This window comes from Ruania zhangjianzhongii, assembly GCF_008000995.1.
Classification (GTDB): domain Bacteria; phylum Actinomycetota; class Actinomycetes; order Actinomycetales; family Beutenbergiaceae; genus Ruania; species Ruania zhangjianzhongii.
In genome coordinates this window covers 1453754-1472127 of record NZ_CP042828.1, presented here as the reverse complement: position 1 = coordinate 1472127, position 18374 = coordinate 1453754, and the positions used below count along the sequence as shown (strand labels likewise).

The 18374-nt window shown below is 68.5% G+C and carries 15 protein-coding genes and 2 tRNA genes; 5 read left to right on the top strand and 12 right to left on the bottom strand.

Annotated features, from left to right (window positions below):
• Window positions 1-25: 25 nt before the first annotated feature.
• Window positions 26-433 (top strand): VOC family protein, encoded by a 408-nt coding sequence (locus FU260_RS06770; RefSeq protein ID WP_147916366.1) that lies wholly within the window; start codon window positions 26-28, stop codon window positions 431-433.
• 48 nt (window positions 434-481) lie between these two features.
• Here the strand turns inward: FU260_RS06770 and FU260_RS06765 are convergent, their stop codons facing one another.
• Window positions 482-1345, bottom strand: coding sequence for a DMT family transporter (locus tag FU260_RS06765; RefSeq protein WP_147916365.1), 864 nt, complete (start codon window positions 1343-1345; stop codon window positions 482-484).
• A 296-nt stretch (window positions 1346-1641) separates the two neighbouring features.
• On the opposite strand from FU260_RS06765, the gene mgtE reads away from it, so the two are divergent.
• On the top strand, window positions 1642-2982 hold the full coding sequence (gene mgtE / locus FU260_RS06760) for a magnesium transporter (protein ID WP_147916364.1): 1341 nt from the start codon (window positions 1642-1644) through the stop codon (window positions 2980-2982).
• 115 nt (window positions 2983-3097) lie between these two features.
• A complete protein-coding gene (locus tag FU260_RS06755) occupies window positions 3098-6904 on the top strand; it encodes a lamin tail domain-containing metallophosphoesterase family protein (protein WP_147916363.1) in 3807 nt (1268 codons plus the stop codon).
• A 64-nt stretch (window positions 6905-6968) separates the two neighbouring features.
• On the opposite strand, the gene FU260_RS06750 is transcribed toward FU260_RS06755, so the two are convergent.
• Window positions 6969-7919: an ATP-grasp domain-containing protein gene (locus FU260_RS06750; RefSeq protein ID WP_147916362.1), complete on the bottom strand. Its 951-nt coding sequence runs from the start codon at window positions 7917-7919 to the stop codon at window positions 6969-6971.
• Window positions 7920-8013: 94 nt separating this feature from the next.
• A tRNA-Lys gene (locus FU260_RS06745) sits at window positions 8014-8089 on the bottom strand.
• 121 nt (window positions 8090-8210) lie between these two features.
• Between FU260_RS06745 and FU260_RS06740 the strand changes: the two genes are divergently transcribed.
• The gene (locus FU260_RS06740) at window positions 8211-8687 is read left to right on the top strand and encodes a peroxiredoxin (RefSeq protein ID WP_147916361.1); all 477 of its coding nucleotides are present in this window, start codon (window positions 8211-8213) and stop codon (window positions 8685-8687) included.
• A gap of 121 nt (window positions 8688-8808) precedes the next feature.
• Here the strand turns inward: FU260_RS06740 and FU260_RS06735 are convergent, their stop codons facing one another.
• From FU260_RS06735 to FU260_RS06710, 6 genes are all read right to left on the bottom strand, one after another.
• The gene (locus FU260_RS06735) at window positions 8809-9684 is read right to left on the bottom strand and encodes a MurR/RpiR family transcriptional regulator (protein WP_147916360.1); all 876 of its coding nucleotides are present in this window, start codon (window positions 9682-9684) and stop codon (window positions 8809-8811) included.
• Window positions 9681-10568, bottom strand: coding sequence for a phosphonate ABC transporter, permease protein PhnE (gene phnE / locus FU260_RS06730; protein WP_147916359.1), 888 nt, complete (start codon window positions 10566-10568; stop codon window positions 9681-9683). Before phnE (FU260_RS06730) ends, FU260_RS06735 begins: the two co-directional genes overlap by 4 nt.
• Window positions 10565-11389 (bottom strand): phosphonate ABC transporter, permease protein PhnE, encoded by an 825-nt coding sequence (phnE, locus tag FU260_RS06725; protein WP_147916358.1) that lies wholly within the window; start codon window positions 11387-11389, stop codon window positions 10565-10567. Before phnE (FU260_RS06725) ends, phnE (FU260_RS06730) begins: the two co-directional genes overlap by 4 nt.
• Entirely contained in the window at window positions 11386-12168 is a 783-nt protein-coding gene (phnC, locus tag FU260_RS06720; RefSeq protein ID WP_147916357.1) for a phosphonate ABC transporter ATP-binding protein, read from the bottom strand. Before phnC ends, phnE (FU260_RS06725) begins: the two co-directional genes overlap by 4 nt.
• 96 nt (window positions 12169-12264) lie before the next feature.
• The gene (gene phnD / locus FU260_RS06715; RefSeq protein WP_147916356.1) at window positions 12265-13293 is read right to left on the bottom strand and encodes a phosphate/phosphite/phosphonate ABC transporter substrate-binding protein; all 1029 of its coding nucleotides are present in this window, start codon (window positions 13291-13293) and stop codon (window positions 12265-12267) included.
• Between the two features lie 243 nt (window positions 13294-13536).
• Window positions 13537-14229 (bottom strand): HAD family hydrolase, encoded by a 693-nt coding sequence (locus tag FU260_RS06710; protein WP_147916355.1) that lies wholly within the window; start codon window positions 14227-14229, stop codon window positions 13537-13539.
• Window positions 14230-14251: 22 nt separating this feature from the next.
• Here FU260_RS06710 and FU260_RS06705 point away from each other — a divergent pair.
• Window positions 14252-14333, top strand: a tRNA-Leu gene (locus tag FU260_RS06705).
• On the opposite strand, the gene FU260_RS06700 is transcribed toward FU260_RS06705, so the two are convergent.
• From FU260_RS06700 to FU260_RS06690, 3 genes are read right to left on the bottom strand one after another with little or no spacing between them, the layout of a single operon-like run.
• On the bottom strand, window positions 14285-15730 hold the full coding sequence (locus tag FU260_RS06700; RefSeq protein ID WP_235912255.1) for an arylsulfatase: 1446 nt from the start codon (window positions 15728-15730) through the stop codon (window positions 14285-14287). The genes FU260_RS06705 and FU260_RS06700 overlap by 49 nt on opposite strands.
• Window positions 15731-15783: 53 nt before the next feature.
• Complete coding sequence (locus FU260_RS06695; protein ID WP_147916354.1) at window positions 15784-17454, bottom strand: FAD-dependent oxidoreductase; 1671 nt, start codon at window positions 17452-17454, stop codon at window positions 15784-15786.
• Window positions 17455-17509: 55 nt separating this feature from the next.
• Window positions 17510-18373 (bottom strand): carbohydrate ABC transporter permease, encoded by an 864-nt coding sequence (locus FU260_RS06690; protein WP_147916353.1) that lies wholly within the window; start codon window positions 18371-18373, stop codon window positions 17510-17512.
• Between the last annotated feature and the right edge of the window lies 1 nt (window position 18374).

The window sequence follows — 18374 nt, the reverse complement described above, 5'->3', positions numbered from 1 at the left end:
TAGTGTACGTAAAAGGAGAGATGCCATGTCCGTCACCAGCCTCTACCCGGTCCTGATGTCACGGGACGTCACCGCCGCGGCAGCTTTCTACCGCACGGCGCTCGGGTTCGAGACCACGTTCGAGATCGACTGGTACGCCAGTCTGCGCCTGGGCTCGTTCGAGCTGGCGCTGCTCGACTACCAGCACGCCACCGTTCCACCGGAGTATCGGGCTCTCCCCCAGGGAGTGCTGGTGAATGTCGAGGTGGACGACGTCGACCAGGTGCACGATCGGCTGACCACCACGGCCGGTCTGCAGCCGGTGCTGAGCCTGCGGGACGAGGACTTCGGCCAACGTCACTTCATCGTGCCCGCACCGGACGGGGTACTCCTGGACGTGATCCAGCCGATCGCTCCGTCCGCCGAGTTCGCCGGTGCCTACACCCTGGCCTGAGCCCTCGGCTGCTGCCCGCCTGGTCCCAGCGCACGTCCGATCGGGCCGCTACCCAGCCGCGATCAGGGCGATCCCGGCGAGCACCACCACCGCACCGATGAGCCGGCGCACCGGGTTCGGTTCCTGGTACAGCCACCAGGCCAACAACGAGCCGATCACGATCGAGGACTCTCGCACCGGTGCCACCACGGAAACCGGGGTGGTCTGCATCGCTATCAGGACCAGGATGTAGGCGAGTGGAGAGAGCACGGCCACGACGGCGCTGCGGTGCCAGTTCGCGCGAACAGTCCCCTGCCAGTGGCGTCGCCGGAGCAGGGCACCGGGAGTGAGGAGCAGGGACTGGATCGTGATCGTGAACGCGAAGTAGGTCAGCGGCGCCAGCTCCCAGGCCACCACGGCGTGGTTGTCCCAGAGGGTGTACCCGGCGATCGCCACACCGGTAGCGCTGCCGTAGACCAGCCCACGCACCAGCCGGTCCCGGCGGGCCACACTATTCCCGGTGGTCACGACCAGGATGCCGGCGAGCACCACGACGCCGCCGAGCACCGCGGCCACGCCAGGCCGCTCCCCCAGTACCAGCAACGCGACCAGCATGGTGAGCAGCGGTCCGACTCCACGCGCCACCGGGTAGACCACACCGAGCTCGGCGCGCTGGTAGCCCGTCTGGAGCACCAGGCTGTACACGATATGCAAGAGCGCTGACCCCACGGCGGCGACCAGCAGCTCCCAGCTCCACGGCCAGCCCGCCTGGGCCAGCTGCACCAGCGCGAGCGGGAGGCAGAGTACCGCCGAGCCCACCGAGTTCACCCACACGAACACGTAGCTGTCGCCACTGGCGCCCTTGGCTGCGCTGTTCCACAGCGCGTGGAACAGTGCGGCACAGAGCACCAGAGTCAGCGCGGTGGCAGTCACAGGATCACCCACCCTACCGATCCGTCGGTGTCCGGCCCGGACCTGGGACCAGGTAATCTGGCTACCGTCAGGATCGGCTCACGCGCGAACGGAGATGGCCATGGACACCGGCAGTAGTAGCCGACATTGCCGCGCCATCAGGTCCGCGTGCCGCGCCGCGCACTCCTGAGCCAGGCGAAACCCAGGCGCATTCCCGCCGTAGCCCCGGGGCACTCCACAGTGCCTGCTACGGCCCCACTCCCCCGGTCCGGCCGCGCACAGCGCGTCCGCGCCGTCACCTGTGCGGAGGTGCCGCCATGACCATGACCGAAACTCTCGAGACCATCCACGACCTGGTCGAACGCGCCGATCTGGCCACGCTGGCGACGCTCACCGCCTCGACCCCGCGGCCAGAGATTTCCGAGCTCCTCGACCGACTCTCCCCAGTGGACGCCGCTGTCGTCTTCCGGCTGCTGCCCAAGGACACCGCGATCGACGTGTTCGAACGCCTGGAGCCGGCGGCGCAGGCCGACCTGATCACCGAACTCGCCGAGGCTGAGGTGGTCGGTGTGTTCGAGGCGCTCGACCCGGACGATGTGGTCGCCCTGCTGGACGAGTTGCCGGCGAAGGTCACCAAGCGGCTGCTGAAGACCCTGAGCGAGCGGCAGCGAACGGCGACCGCGCCGATCCTGGGCTATCCGCAGGGGTCGATCGGGCGGAAGATGAGCCCGGAGTATCTGATCGCTCGCCCGGACGAGACGGTGCAGGCAGTGCTGGCGCGGGTGCGGCGAGACGAGGCGACCTACGAGACCATCTACACCGTGCCGGTGGTGGACTCCTCGCGCACCTTGGTGGGGATCATGAGCTTGCGCGAGCTGATGCGTGCCGAGGACAGCGACCTGGTGGCCGCGGTGATGAATACGCCGGTCTCGGCGCCTGCCTACGACGGCGACGAGAGGGCGGCCCGCCGCTGCCTGGACGGAGGGCTGCTCGCGCTACCGGTGGTCGACCGTGAGGACCGGCTGGTCGGGCTGCTCACCATCGACGATGCGATCCGCATCATCCGCGCCGCTGAGGATGAGGACCACGCGCGCGCCGGCGGCAGCGAGCCGCTGCGCCGCACGTACCTGCTCACCCCCGTGCGGGCGATCACCAAGGCGCGGATCGCGTGGTTGCTGGTCCTGGCGGTCTCAGCGATCCTCACCGTGCAAGTGCTGGAGCTGTTCGAAGCCACCCTGGCGGAGAAGGTAGCACTCGCCCTGTTCATCCCGCTGCTCACCGGCACCGGTGGCAACACCGGTGCCCAGGCTGCCACCACGGTCACCCGCGCACTGGCGATGAACGAGCTGAGCACCCGGGATGCCGGCCGGGTGGCGCTGAAAGAGCTGCGCACCGGTTTCGCGCTCGGACTGACGCTCGGTGCACTCGGATTCGCAGTGGCCAGCCTCGCCTATGAGGTACCGATCGGGGCGGTGATCGGGTTGACACTGCTGGCAGTGTGCACGATGTCCGCGACCGTCGGCGGGCTGATGCCGATCATCGCCAAGGCCTGCCGGGTGGACCCAGCGGTGTTCTCCACCCCGTTCATCTCCACGTTCTGTGATGCCACCGGCCTGATCATCTACTTCACCATCGCCCGCGCCATCCTCGGCCTCTGACTCGGTCTCCTGCCCGTCATCACCTGGTCGCCTGACCGACACCGGTCGTTCCACCCGGACCGCCAGGCTGTCCTGGGCCTGCCGACATCCCGTCCGCAGGTGACGAGAGGATCTCATGCACAACCCATTCCCACGGCGATCCGGGGCTGCTCTCGCGGCTACCGGCGTCGCCGCCGCACTGGTGCTGGCCGCAGCGGTCCCAGCCGCGGCAGCTCCCGCACCGCTGCGTTACGACATCGAACCAGGCTCACCGGTATTGATCAGCGAGATCGCCAACGGTGGTCAGAACGGTGACACCCAGGCGGGTCGGTCCTCCGCGAGGAACTTCATCGAGATCACCAACTACGGCGATGCACCGATGGACATCTCCTCCTACCGGATCTACCGCTGTGGCGGGACCGGCGCCTCCTACGGTCCGCAGGCGATCGTGGCCGAGGGCACGGTGCTCCAGCCGGGCGAGCAGTACACGGCAGCAGGTGAGAGCTCCGGCTATCAGGCGGACTCCTACTACGGCACCAACCTGGCCAGCTACAACTACGGCGCGATCCTCGAGGACGAGACCGGGCAGCGGGTGGATGCGATCGGCTTCTACCACGAAGACGTCAACAACGACTGTGACGTCGAGGGCCAGTGGCTGCAGGACGCTCTGCAGCACCGGCTGGAGGAGTCCCACCAGCGCGTGTCGCACACCGGGGACATCGAGGCGGACTGGATCATCGCCCCACGTACTGTCGATGAGCCGAATGCGACGGAGCAGGACGTGCCCCGCATCGACAATGGGCTGCGGTTCTCCGAGTTCACCAACGGCGGTGACACTTCCACCTGGGACCAGTACGTCGAGGTCACCAACTACGGTGACGACACGGTCGACATGACCGGCTACCAGCTCTTCCGCTGCGGCGAGAACGGTACCCAGTACCTCCAGATCGGCGCGCTGCCCGAGGGCACCACCCTCGAGCCGGGCGCGAGCTATCTCGCCGCGCGCGCCAATGGCGCCCACGCCGAGGAGGCCGACATCACCTACGGCACCGCCATGCACTGGCGCGACTCCGGCGCCATGCTGCTCACCGCCGAGGACGAGATCGTCGATCGCATCGGTGTCTACAACAACAAGAACAGCGCCTGCAGCGACGGCCGGCCGATCCACGAGAAGCTGAACAACTTCGACAACACCACCCACCAGCGAGTCTCGGACACCGGGGACAACCTCACCGACTTCATCCAGACCGCCACCCGCACCCCGGGCATCGACGACCCGTCGACGGACTTCGAGCCGGTACCCGAGTGGGGTGGCTTCCAGGACGTGCGGATCAGCGAGATCACCGCCGGCGGGCCCGCCGGCGGGAGCGACGAGTTCTTCGAGCTCGGCAACTACGGGGACCAACCGGTCGACCTGTCCGGGTGGAGCGCCTACCGCTGCTTCGGCACCGGCCAACCCGGGGTGGGCGAGTCGGTGCAGATCGCCGACCTGGACGCCACCATCGAGCCCGGCCAGACCTACCTCGGGGTGTCCGACGGAGCACCCGCCGCGCTGCAGGAGATCGCCGACGGCCTGTACGGCACCGGTCTGAACCACACCGACGGCTACGGTCTCTACCTCACCGACGAGAACAACCAGCTCGTCGATGCCTTCGCCTCCTACGACGTCATCGTCGACCAGTACACCCCCTGCCGCCTCGGCGAGGAGGCCCGGAACTGGACGAAGACCGACCAGGGCGAGAGCTACACCCGCGCCCAGTCCACCGGGGACAACGAGCTGGACTTCGTCGTCACCGCCGAGCGCACGCCCGGCGAGCTGATCGACGCAGAGATCATCGACCCCACCGAGCCGCTGCCCGGTGAGCTCGACCCAGTCACGGTCGAGACGAACCATGTGCCCGGCACCCCGGCCGTATCCGGCGGCGAGGGCGAGCCCACCGGCATTACCACCTCGGACCAGTCCGGCAGCACCCTCGAGGTGACCGCCCGGGTGGCAGACCTGCGCGAGACGAGCGACGCCGTCGTGCGGGAGGGGGTGAGCCCGGTGCCAGTGCCGGAGACCCTCGAGATCGACGGTGAGCAGATCGTCGCCGAACCCGGTGAGGTGACTGCCTCCGGTACCGGCTACCCGTTCCAACGGTTCGAGATCGACGCCACCGAGGAGTCAGAGTTCGTCTGGCACGGCAGCGCCACCGCCCGGAACGAGCTGCAGCTGCTGATCTGGTCCGACGGCGCCTGGCAGAGCGGCGATACCGCCGTACCCTCTGCGGACGGTGACCTGACGCTCGCCACGGAAATTCCGCCGTCGGCCATCTCCGAAGGCACCGCACATGTGCTGGTGATCGACGGCCCGCGGACGAACGGCGGGCTGATCGAGGAGATCGGTGTCCACGACAACGCGTTCGCGGATCCGGGCAGCTACGACGTCGCGATCAACCACATGCCGGACACCCAGTTCCTCGCCGAAGGGTTCCGCGACGTCTTCCGCCAGCAGGCGACTTGGCTGATCGCCAACGCCGCGGCCCGGAACATCGGTTACAGCACGCTGACCGGTGACATCGTGGAGAACTGGATGAACGGCAACCACCCGCAGGAGCGGGCCGACCGGGAGTTCCAGGCCGCCCAGAACATCATTGGCCTGCTCAACGACGCCGACGTTCCCAACGGTGTGCTGCCGGGCAACCACGACAATTTCTGGGGTCGGGACAACACCCTGTACAACGAGTACTTCGGGCCGAGCCTGTTCGAGGAGGAGTCCTGGTACGGCCAGGCGTGGGCGCCCGGGGACAACTCCGCGCACACGGACTACTTCTCCGAAGGCGGGGTGGACTTCCTCGTGATCAGCCTGCCCTACCGGCCCAGCAACGAGCAGTTGGCCTGGGCCTCCGATCAGGCAGCAGCGCACCCGGACCACAGCGTGGTTCTGTCCACCCACTCCTACCTGCACACCAGTGGCGTGCGTGACAATGTCGACCTGCGCCACCCGGCTACCGGCGTCGCCGTGTGGGAGACGGTCGTGGCCCCGAACGAGAACGTGTTTCTCGTCCTCGGCGGGCACTACCACGGGGTCTCCACGCAGTACGGCGACCCGGTGACCGGTGAGCAGACCGACGCCACCGAAGTCACCCCCGGCACCGTGGCGGTCGAGAACGTCGGCTCCTCTGGCCGGATGGTGGTGGAGATGCTCGCGGACTACCAGGGCTACCGGTCCACCCAGGCGGAGGACCCGACCGTCACGCGGGACGACTGGCTCGATCGGGACACCGGGTTCCAGCGGCTGCTGCAGCTGGACCTCGACGCCGGGCTGATGGCGGTCAACGCCTACTCCCCCACCTTGGACACGTTCGAGTCGTGGCGGTATGACGAGCCCGCGTTCCGCGGGGACGATGCCCGTTACGACGCCTCCGACGAAGAGTTCGTGGTGGCGGTGGACCTGGTCCGCAGCACCACCCTGGCGCCGCAACTGTGGGCTGTCACCGGCCCCGCCGAGGAGATCGACGGCGGAACAGTAGCTCCGGAGGAGACGGCAGAGGTCGACCTGGCCGAAGCCTCGGACGTCGACCGGCTCTGGTACGCCCGGGTCAGCGACCCCGACGGCAACCGTGTCACCTCGGTGCCGGCGGTGCTCCCGGCCGCGGCCGCCCCCACGGACCCGCCGACCGAGGACCCGACCGACTCCCCCACCGAGGATCCGGGCGAGGAGCCGACAGGTGGCGGCGGCGACCCGGGCGACGCCTCGGACCCGTCCGAGGACGATGCGGCCGCCGGTAGCGGCGGCGACCCGGACGCCGATGACCCGGAGGCCGGTGCCGGCTCCGATGACGGCAGCGGACTGGCCGTCACCGGTGCCACAGTGCTCGGCGTCGCCGTGGTGGCGCTGCTCCTGCTGGCAGCCGGCCTGCTGCTGCGCAGGCGGTCGCTAGCCCTGCAGGCACGCCGCTAGGCGGTCCGACCCGGAGACGGGCAGTGCCCCGGACGCGAGTGGCGTCCGGGGCACTGCGCGCTTCTCAGGCGAGATCGATGTTGGCGGCGTCCGGCCCCATCCGCAGCTCGGCCGCGAGCGAGTCAGCGAATCGGCCCAGCGCCTGCCGGCCCAGTGGCAGGTGCAGCCGCGGGTCCACCAGCTCCATCTCCATCAGTACCGGCTCACCGTCACCGGCCGGCACCATATCCACCCGCGCGTAGGCGAGCGGTCGGCTGGACAGGCTTCGCCCGGGAATCCGGGCGCGGGCGAATGCGAGGGCGGCCTGGCCGGCCTCGATCTCGGCGGGAGTGGCCTTGTAGACCTCCATCTCCTCGGTCTCGAAGCCATCGGCGGTGGCGACCTCGCCGACGTCGGTGAGCTCGGCGGCCTTCTTCATCGCATGCGAGTAGGTGCCGTGGAAGTAGACCAGCGCGATCTCGCCGTGCACGTCCACCTGGGGCATGTACCGCTGCACCATCACCGAGTGCCCCTCGTTCAGCAACCGCATCGCGTGTTCGATCGCATATCGCCGGGAGTTCGCATCAGTGGCGGTGTACCGGCCAGCACCCACTGAGCCGGCGCTGACCGCCGGCTTGATCACGAAGTCTTCCCGGGCCGGGAACCTGTTATGCAGGGCGCGCTTGTCATAGCCACGATCCGGCTCGAGCCAGGTGGTCTGCACCACCCGCAGCCCATGGTCCTCCAGTGCCTGCAGATAGTGCTTGTCCGTGTTCCAGCGCACCACGTTCGGCGGGTTCACCAGCCGGGGCACCGATCCGGCCCACTCGATGAACTCGCGCCGGCGGGCGGTGTAGTCCCAGGTGGAACGGATCACCACCATGTCGTAGGCGGCCCAGTCCACCCCCGGGTCGTCCCAGACCGCCGCCTCGGCGGCGATGTCCCGCTCGGCCAGCGCCGGGATCAGCGGCGCGTCCTCTTCAAACAGGTGGGGATAGTCGGCGCAGGTAACGAGGGCCAGTCGTGGAGTGGACACAGACCAAACCGTACCGTCAGGTCCGGCGGACCTGGGCCGCTACCACCATCGGTCAAGCCCCAGTCTGCCGTTTCCGTTGATATTCCAACGATTCTGGTACGCCCCCCGGGACTCGAACCCGGAACCCAGTGATTAAGAGTCACTTGCTCTACCAATTGAGCTAGAGGCGCTTGCGCGACAGCGATACTAGCAGCCGCGGCGCGGCCGAAGCGAACCCGCCGGCACCCCGCCACAGGCCCGCACCGGGCCCGGATAGGCTGGCCGGACACCGACTCTGAGGAGGCCTGTTCGATGTCCCGTCTTGAGGTGGGCACGCCCGCACCCGACTTCTCCCTCCCCGCCGCCGACGGCTCCACGGTGAGCCTGTCGGACCTGCTGCCACAGGCTGAAAATGGCGTGATCGTGTACTTTTACCCGGCTGCCGGGACCCCCGGCTGCACCAAGCAGGCCTGCGATTTCCGGGACTCGCTGGCCTCGTTGGGCGGCGCCGGCTACGCCGTGGTGGGCATCTCCCCCGACCCCGTGGACAAGCTCGCGGCGTTCGTCGAGGCCGAATCGCTGACCTTTCCGGTGCTCAGTGACGTTGAGCACACCGCTCTCGAGGCGTACGGCGCCTGGGGCGAGAAGAAGAACTACGGACGCACCTACACCGGCGTCATCCGCTCGACGATCGTCGTCGCCCCGGACGGGACCGTAGCGCTGGCCCAGTACAACGTGCGCGCCACCGGGCATGTGGCCAAGCTGCGCCGCGACCTGAAGATCGACTGAGGCGACCGATCTAGGCCCGTTGAGCTCCGCCGTCGACTCGCACCATCTGGTGTGTGCGATCACTGGGGGTATGGCCCCAGTAATCACACACACGAGCGTGATCAAGCGCCGAGGGCCGCGGTTACGGCGGATCCTGCAGGAACACCTCGCCGATCACGTCCAGCATCCGTGCCTGCGCCATCTGCGCGGCCTCCGGGTCAGCCTGGATCAGGGCCCGGATCAACGCATTCACCATGATCGTCTGGGACAGCCGCGAGGTGCGGGTGATCTCGTCCCGGAACGAGCCGGCACCCAGCGCCGAGACGAAGCTCACCGTCGCGATCTCGGTCAGCGGTGAGGTGGTGAACGCCGTCATCGCGATCAGCGCCGCTCCAGCGGTCCGAGCCGCGCGTGCCGCCTGCACCGTGGGACGGGTGGACCCCGAGCCGCTGACCACCAGGCAGACATCCTCCGGTCCGAGCAGCCGCGCCCGCACTCCCTGAGCCACATGGTCGGTGGGCGCCTCGGCGTTGCGGCCGATGGCGTTCAGCCGCATCGCGGCCTCCATCGCCACCGGTGCGGAGAGCCCATTGCCGAGCACCAGGATCGAACGGGCCGCGCGGAGCAGGTCCACACCACGCTGCACGTCCTCGGGATCGAGCAGCGCGGCCAGGTCGTGTGCGGCACTGGCCACCTCCCGCACGTAGGCACGCACCACGCCGACGGCGCCGCTGTGGTCGGTCAGTGGCGGCTGAGTGGCGCTCAGGCCCAGATCCCGGGCAAGCAGCACCCGCAGCTGGGGGTAGCCGGTGAAACCCAGTCGCTGCGCGGCGCGCACCACAGTGGCCCGCGAGGTTCCGGCCGCATCGGCGACGTCCTGGGCGGCGGCCTCGATGGTCCACTCCGGGCGGTCGATGAACACCTGTGCCACCCGCTGCTCGCTGGGGTGCAGCGCGGAGACGCCGGCCCGGATCAGGGCGGGCACCGAACCCATCTCCGGGATCACTGTGCCGCTCATGCTGCCTCCACGGGGCCGCTGCTCGCCTCCACCGAGGGCCGCGCCGAACCGGAGATGATCCGCCGCCGGACCGCTGCGGAGATCTGGTCCACGATCACGGTCACGCCGATGATCACCACGAGCGTGATACCGATCCGGTCCCACATCCGGCCGTTGAAGAGCTGGCCGAGGATGGAGCCGATCCCACCGGCGCCGACGATGCCGAGGATCGCGCTGGCGCGGATATTGATCTCGAACCGGTACAGCCAGAAGGCCACGATCTCCGGCAGCACCTGCGGCACCACGGCCCAGCGCAACACCTGCGCCTTGTTCGCGCCGGTGGCGCTCAAGGCCTCCACCGGCCCGGTGTCGATGCCTTCGATCGCCTCACTGGAGAGCTTGCCCAAGGTGCCGATCGAGCCGATGCCCAGGGCCATCGTGCCGGCCAGGGCGCCGAGCCCGAAGATCGGGATCATGAACGCGATGGCGAGCACGATCTCCGGTAGCGCACGGATCACGTTCAGCACCTGGCGTACCGGGAGCACCACCCAGCGCGGAGCAACGTTGCTCGCTGCCAAGAAGGACAGCGGGAAGGACAGGAGCGCGCCGATCACCGTACCCATCCAGGCCATCTGCACCGATTCGAACATGTACCCGAAGGTCTTCGTCCAGTACTCGCTCCACGGCATGGTGAAGGGGTTCTGGAACACGCCGTCGGCCATCAGCGCGATGTAGGCCGGGGCCTCGGTGAAGATCTGCGGGAACCGTTCCCAGCGGGCATCCACGGCGAGCAGCGCCGCCAGGGCGATCGCGCCGGTGATCACCACCACCAGGGTGGGCCGCAGCTTCGACGGTGGCTTCGGCCGGACGGTGCTGCTGCCGGTGCGGGTCTGCGTAGCGGTCACGTCAGCCTCCTTCGCACCGTGCGGGAGGCTTGGTCGAGCACGAACACCACCACGAACAGGGCGACCACCACGGCCGAGACCGAGGAGTGGTCGAGCCGGGTCATCAGCAGGTTGATCACTTCACCGATGCCGCCGGCGCCGACGAAACCGAGCACCATGGAGGCGCGCAGGTTGAGCTCGAACACATAGAAGCAGTAGGACAGGTAGTTCGGTGCCACCTGCGGGAAGATCGCGAACCGGGCCCGCTGGAACCGGGTGGCGCCGGCCGCCTCGACCGCCTCGATGGGGCCGCGGTCCACGGCGTCGATGCTCTCCGGGGTGAGTTTGGCCACCACCCCGATGTTGAACACGATCAGGGCGAGGATGCCCGGCAGTGCCCCGGTCTGCACGAACGCGACGAACAGCAGACCATAGGCGATGTCCGGCAGCGACCGGATCAGGGAGAGGACGATCTTGCTGACCTGGTAGACCGCACTATTGGGGGCGGAGACCTTCGAGGCCAGCATGGACAGTCCGAGTGCGAGGATGCAGCCGATCAGACTGGCGATGATCGCGATGTACAGGGTCTCCAGGAAGCCTTCGGCCACCGCTGGGCGGGTGAGGATCTCCCAGTTCGGGTGCAGGTAGTACCAGATCACGTCGCTGCCCCGGGTGAGGTTCGTGATCAGTGGTGCGAGCGTGAACTCCACGCCGATCGCCGCCCAGGCGGTGATGACCGCGAAGGCGACCAGGCCGACGAGCCCTCCGATCGACGGCGGTGGCTTGCGGGGGCGGTCGGGCCGCCTGGCGCCGGTGGTCGCCTGGGCCGCGGGTGCGCTCACGCCAGCGCTCCCGGTTCCCTCTCCGCGACGTCCTCGGCAGTCAGCGAGCGGCCGTAGATGTCCTCGAACACGGCGTCATCGGCCTCGGCCGCGGTCCCGTCGAAGACCACCTTGCCGGCACGCATCCCGATGATCCGGTCGCCGTAGCGGCGCGCCAGATCGAGGAAGTGCAGGTTCACCACCGTGGTGATGCCCAGGTCCCGGTTGATCCGCTGCAGGTCCCGCATCACCGCGTTCGCGGTCGGCGGGTCGAGGGAGGCGACCGGCTCGTCGGCAAGGACCACCCGCGGGTCCTGGGCCAGTGCCCTGGCGATCGCGACTCGCTGCTGCTGCCCACCGGAGAGCTGGGAGGCGCGGATGTAGGCCTTCTCCACGATGCCGACCCGCTCCAGGGCGTCGAAGGCGACCTCCTTGTCGTCCGCGGAGAACCAGCCGAGCAGGGACCGCAGCGTGCCGGTGGCGTGCAGCCGGCCGGTGAGCACGTTGTTCATCACCGAGGTGCGGTTGACCAGGTTGAAGGATTGGAAGATCATCCCGATGTTCGAGCGCAGCGCCCGCAGCCGGCGCTTGCTCGCCCCCACGAGGTTCTCCCCGTTGACGGTGAGCTCACCACCGGTCACCGGCACCAGCCCGTTGATCGTGCGCACCAGGGTCGACTTACCGGCGCCGGACAGGCCGACGACCACGACGAACTCACCGTCCGGGATGCTCAGGTTCACCCCGTCCAGGCCCTTGGTGCCGTTGGGGTAGGTGACTGACACGTCACGGAACTCGATCATGCTGCTCCCTCACTGCCGGACGGTGCTCACTGTGCGGACTCCCCGCAACGCGCGGAGCGGGCATCGCCCGCCCCGCGCAGTTCCCGGGTCCGCCGGTCACAGACCGGCGAAGTTCGCCTCGACCTCGCGGGCCTCCTCGAGGGCGTCCAGGTCGGCCGGGACCAGCCCCTCGATCGAGTACACGGCATCGAACTGGGCCGCACCCTCCTCGGTCTCCATCACGGCGATCATGGCGTCAGAGATCTGCTGGGTCAGCTCGTCGGAGAGGTCGCCGGCCACGGCCACACCGTCGTTCGGGATCTCGCCGGAGTAGGCGAACACCGTGACCTCCTCGCCGATCTGCGGGTTCTCCTCCACCAGGTTGTCCCGGGCGTCGTCGAAGCTCACCCCCACCGGGTAGTCGCCGCTGGCGACATTGAGGATCGAGTTGGGGTGGCCACCGGCGAACTGGGTGTTCAGTGCCAACGGGTCCAGGTCCGCCACTCGCTGCAGCTGGGTGGCCGGGTAGTAGTACCCCGAGGCTGAGGCGGCGTCCACCATGGAGATCGGCGTGTCCTGCTCGATCAGCGCCAGGGCGTCCTCGCCCGCCGGGCCGGACTCCGCGCTATCGGTGCCGTTGCAGAAGGTGTAGACCGATCCGTCGTCGTTGGTCACCTCTACGACGTCGTCGAGGCAGTAGGTGCCCGGATCGTTGGTGAACCACTGCGTGTGGTAGGTCGGCGAGCCGTAGCGCACCGACTGCAGGATGATCTCCGCACCACCCTGGTCCGCGGCCTGCACCAGGGCGATCGGACCGAACATACCGATGTGCGCCTGGCCGGTGCCCATCGCGGTCACCAGTGCGGCGTAGCTCTCCGAGACGAACGTCTCCACCGGGATACCGACCTCCTCGGAGATCAGCGCGCCGAGCGCGTCCGCGTCCTCCACGAGAGTGTCCACCTCCTGAGAAGGCACCAGACCGAGAATCAACGTCTCCGGGTTCTCGACCGTCTCCTCCTGGCCACCACCGTCACCGGAGTCGCCCCCGTCAGCAGAGTCCTCGGGCTCGTTCGGGTTGCTGCCACAGGCGGTCAGAGCCAAGGCAGCCACGGCGCCCACGGCGGCCCAACGCAGGTTTCGCTTCATCGTTCGCACCTCACGGTTCGGTGGTGCCGCGGCACCGGAATGGAGTGCCGAAACGCCATTGCATCGAACGTCTCGGCCGTGAACACGGATTTCACGGTACTGACCGCGCCGCCGATGCGCCAGGGAATGGAAGGTTGCATCTCGGTAACCGTCTGGTGCACGGCAGGCACCACGAACGGCAGACAGACGGACAGCACCTCGGCGCCCCGGTGAGCCGGACACGGCCCGCGTCACCCGCCGTCGTCAGCGGGGCTGGGCGGCCCACTCCCGCAGTGCCGGGAGGAGGTCCTCGAACGTGCTGCCGGTGTAGGAGCTCGGCTGCTGACCCGTGCCGAAGCGGTCGATGAAGAAGCCGGTACCACTGCGGGCCATCACCGGGCCGACGTCGTTCGCCCAGACGTCCCCGATGCTGCCCAGGGTGCTCGGCACCTGCAGCCCCGCACGGCTGGCCACCTGTTCCAGCAGGTCGGGCATTCCGGCCGGTTTCCCGGCATCGGAGATGACCTCGTCCATCCGGTGGTCCAGGTCCCGGCTGGCGAGCCACTTCTCGATGCCGATCCGGGGTGAGTTGGTAGCCAGCACGAGCCGTACGTCGGCCCCGCGCAGCTCTGCCAGTGCGTCGCTGAGCCCGTGCGGGGCGCGGGTGTCTCCTTCTCCGGCGTCCAGTCTGGAGCGGGAAGCGAGATAGGCCTCCCGGAGCAGTTCCTGGCCGGCGCCGACCGCGGCCGAGAGCCGGTGCACGGCGTGGTACCCGTCGGCAGCACCGGCCACGTGCCGCTCACCGGCGAGGAATTCGCGAACCTGGTCGGCAACGCCGGCTGCGGCGCCGTGGCGGGCGGCGACCTCTTCGGCGTAGAACAGCACCGGGTCGTCGCCGATGCAGACGGTCCCGTCGAAGTCGAGAACGAGGACGGCGGATGGATCTGAAGTCGACACGGCCCTAGGCTATGGGACGAGAGCGCGAGTGGCGTAACTGGTAGCCGCGCAGGATTTAGGTTCCTGTGCCTTCGGGCGTGTGGGTTCGAGTCCCACCTCGCGCACTGCTCAGGGTCGGCCGGACGGGTCGATTCGGCACCAGTTGGCCGTCGGCGACGAACCCTTCCTCCCGGCTGGTCAGCACGCCGATCAGTCTCTCCCGCCAGCGCGCGAGCCGTTCCTGCGCCTCGGCTGACTGTGCGAGGTCGGTGCACTCCGCCGGATCCGCCTCGAGGTCGAAAAGCTGCTCGTTGCCGGTGGCGCTCCACCACACATACTTCTCGTGCCCATCGGTCAGCCACTGGAACGACTGTCCCAACAGGGTGTGCTCACCGTGCAGCCAAGCGCGCGCTGGCGCGTGCTCGTCGCCAGCGGCGGGCAGGAAGCTCAGCCCCTCCACGTCGTCGGGCACCGGAAGCCCAGCCGCCTGAAGCAGTGTGGGCATCACATCCCCCAGCTCGACGACGTCGGTGCAAACTTCGCCCGACGGGACACCCGGGCCGTTGAGGATCATCGGTATCCGGGCTGATCCTTCATAGGGAAAGCCCTTGCGGTAGAGGTGATGGTCGCCGAGCATCTCGCCGTGGTCGGAGAGGAAGCAGATCACCGTGTTCTCGCGCAGTCCCCGGTGGTCGAGCTCCTCCAGCAGATAATTGATCTGCTGGTCGACATGGCTGATGTGACCGTAGTAGCCGGCTCGTGCCCGGTGCAGGGTCTCATCCGGCACCGCACCAACCAGTGCGGTCGGATTCAGCGGGTCGGCCCACTGCTGGAACGCCTCGGCCCAGTCGCCGACCGGCGGATCTGGCATCTCGGTGTGCAGGTACTGGTCCAGGGCCCAGCTCGGCGGGTCATAGGGCGGATGCGGTGCGTTGAACGACGCGAACAGGAAGAACGGCTTGGTCGGATCGCGCCGGCGGAGGAAGTCCGCCGCCTCGGTCGCCACGAAGTTCGTGGGATGCAGGTGCTCGGGCTTGTCCCACGGGCGGACCACCCAGGAGTTGCTGTCGATGCCGTGGTCGAAGAAGGTCCCGTCCCGGCCCAACCGCAGTCGTAGCCACGGCAGGTAGTCATCGACCAGATCGGGGTCCTGGCCCTGTTGCCGCGCGGCCCGGATGATCCCAAGCGGACTGTGCAGGACGACGTTCTCGAACCCGAGCCGCGCTCGCGGCGGATCGACGTGCATCTTGCCCACCGCCTGGGTCTGGTACCCGTGGCGGGTGAACTCTCCGGCGAGCGTCGTGGAATAGTCCCACGGCACCGCATCTTCGTACCCGACCCGCCCGTGCGTCGTCGGCCGGAGCCCGGTCATCAGCGAAGCGCGCGCGGGAGTACAGGACGGCACCGCCGAGTACGCCTTCGCGTAGCGGGTCCCCCCGGAAGCCAGCCGGTCCAGGAACGGGGTCCGCACCACGGGGTGCCCGGCGGCGCCAAGGCAGTCCCCGCGCCACTGGTCCGCCATGATCAGCAGGATGTTCGGCTGTGCCCGCACCCCGTCCTCCGCCAGTGCCTCAGTCATCGTGACGGCTTCCGCACGGCGGCACTCGCCAGCTGCTTCTTCAGCACGGGCCCGGTGGCGTCCGGCGCCCCGGTCCGGCGGATCTCGTCCGGCCACTCCAGCGTCACCCCCAGCTCGTCGGCGAGCAGCTGCTGGAACGCGGCCAGCTCGGTCGGGTCCTCGCGCACCTCGGCCGCGGTCAGGCCCACCTTCAGGCTGTACGCGGCGATCGCACCAGCCGCCTCACCGATCGACCACTCCACCGGATGCAGCCGATAAGCGCCGTTGGTGATGTGCGTGGTGCCGATGTTCTTGTTCGCCGCCAGCAGGTTGGTGGTCTCCTCCGGGATCAGGGCACCGAGCGGGATCTGGAACGGGAACGAAGCGATATCCACGTACGTGCGTCCGGACGTGGACGGGTGCAGGTCGATCCGGTAGTGCCCGATGCCGACCGTGTCCTCGAAGATCGCGGACCCAGCGCTCGCGCCACGCATCTCGCAGCCGATGTGCGCCTCCGTCACGGTGAACAGCGCCTTGATCCGCCGCGACTCGCGGACGTAGGGCTCACGGGCCAGGCCGTCCTCGGTGCCGAGCACCTCGCCGCACAGGCGCAGCTCGGGATAACCGTGGCCACCATCGGGTCGCGGGGCCTCGGTCTGCATCCAGTACACGAACGAGAGCGTCAGCTCGCGAGCGCTGCGCAACGCCTCCTGCCGGGTCTCCTCGGGCACCCCGACCAGCGGCAGCTCCCAGTAGTCGGTGTGCGGCCAGTTCACCAGCGAGATGTCACCGCCGGTGTAGGACGGTTGCAGCTGACGGCGGGCGAGGATCCGGCGGTAGTGCCACAGGTCGCGATCCTTGCTGTCGATCGCCTGCTCCGGTGTGCCGGCGAACAGCGGCCGGTAGCGGTGCTCCAGCGTGATCGGGTGGATGTCCGTCCAGGACAGCTGCGAACCGGACCACCGGGGATCGACGGTGTCCCGCCAGTAGGCATAGCTCGCCGGCTCCTCGATCACGTGGTTCTCGCCGGCCCGGTACTCCACGGCCGCACACCAGGTGATCGCCTGCTGGTCCAGCGGGTCGGCCTGCTCGGGTGCATGCAGCTCACCGGTCTGGGCGTGGGACTCGGCACCGACCACGTGCGGGATGTCCGCAAGCTCGAGCAGGTCGCCGAGCTCGGTCGCATCCAGCACCACCTGACCGACCAGCTCCTGCCGCTGACCGGTGGCGCGATCCCGGGTCGTCACGGAGGCCACGCGCTCGCCGTCCCGTTCGGCAGCGACCGGTTCCTGCCCGAACAGCAGAGTGAGTCGTCCCTCGGCGACGGCGGGGGCGAGCATCTCGGCCAGCACAGCAGCCGACACGCGGGGTTCGTGGCAGAGCTTGGAGACGAACCCGGCACCGGGGTTGAGGTGCTCGTCCTGGCTCGCCTGAGCGGTCAGCGGGCGGTGGTTGCGGTAGTAGTCCCGGATCCGGGTGCGCAGGTCGCGGTAGCTCGCCGACACCAGATCACTCTCGATCCACGGGTGCTCGTCCGGCGGCACGGCCTGCGTGGTCAGCTGTCCACCGAGCCAGTCCCCCGCGTCGGTGAGGATCACCGTCCGCCCGAGGGCGAGGGCCGCGCGTGCAGCGGCGACGCCGCCCAGTCCGGCCCCGATGATCAGTACGTCAGCGCTGTGATGTGGCACGTGCGCATGCTCCTTCGTGAATGGTTGCTGAAACAGGTCAGGCCGGCCGCAACCGTCACCCCTTGATCCCACCCTCGGACAGACCGGCGATGAACCCTCGCTGGTTGAACAGGAAGACCACCAGGACCGGCAGGGTGACCAGGATCGTCGCGGCCATCAACGCGCCGTAGCGCACGTTCCCGCTGGCGGCGAATGTGGTGATGGCGAGCTGGACGGTAGTGCTGCGCTCCGAGGCGGAGACCACCAGTGGCCAGAGGAAGTCGTCCCAGACCCCGGTGAAGGAGAACACCGCCACCAGCGCGAGCAGCGGTTTCGCCATCGGCAGGTAGATCCTCGCGAAGGTTCGCAACTCACTCGCACCGTCGATCCGGGCCGCCTCGGCGAAGTCCCGATCCATCCCGGCGAAGTACTGGCGGGACAGGAAGATGTTCATCGTGCCCACTAGGTACGGCAGCATCAGCCCGCCGACCGAGTCGAGCAGCCCGCTTCCGCCGTCGCCGAAGAGGTCGTTGCCGCCCGCCAACGGGAAGTTGCGGGCCATCAGGAACAGCGGGATGAGCGTGACCGAGACCGGGATCGCCACTGTGGACAGCAACACGTAGAAGAGCGGTTTGCTACCACGGAACGGCAGGTGGGCGAAGGCGTAGCCCGCGATCACCGGCACGATGCAGTTCGTCGCCACGGCGACGACGGTGATGATCGTCGAGTTGGCGAAGGCGGTGTCCAAGTTGGCGGCCTGGACCGCGATCTGGAAGTTCTCGACCGTGGGCTGCTCCGGGATGAAGCTCACGCTCTGACCTTCGGGCGTGAACGCCAGGCTGAGCATCCACCAGAACGGCAGCAGCACCAGCGCGGTGACTGCGGCAAGCGCCACGATCCGGGGCCACGCCCGTCGGGTGAGTCGTCGACGTCCGATCATG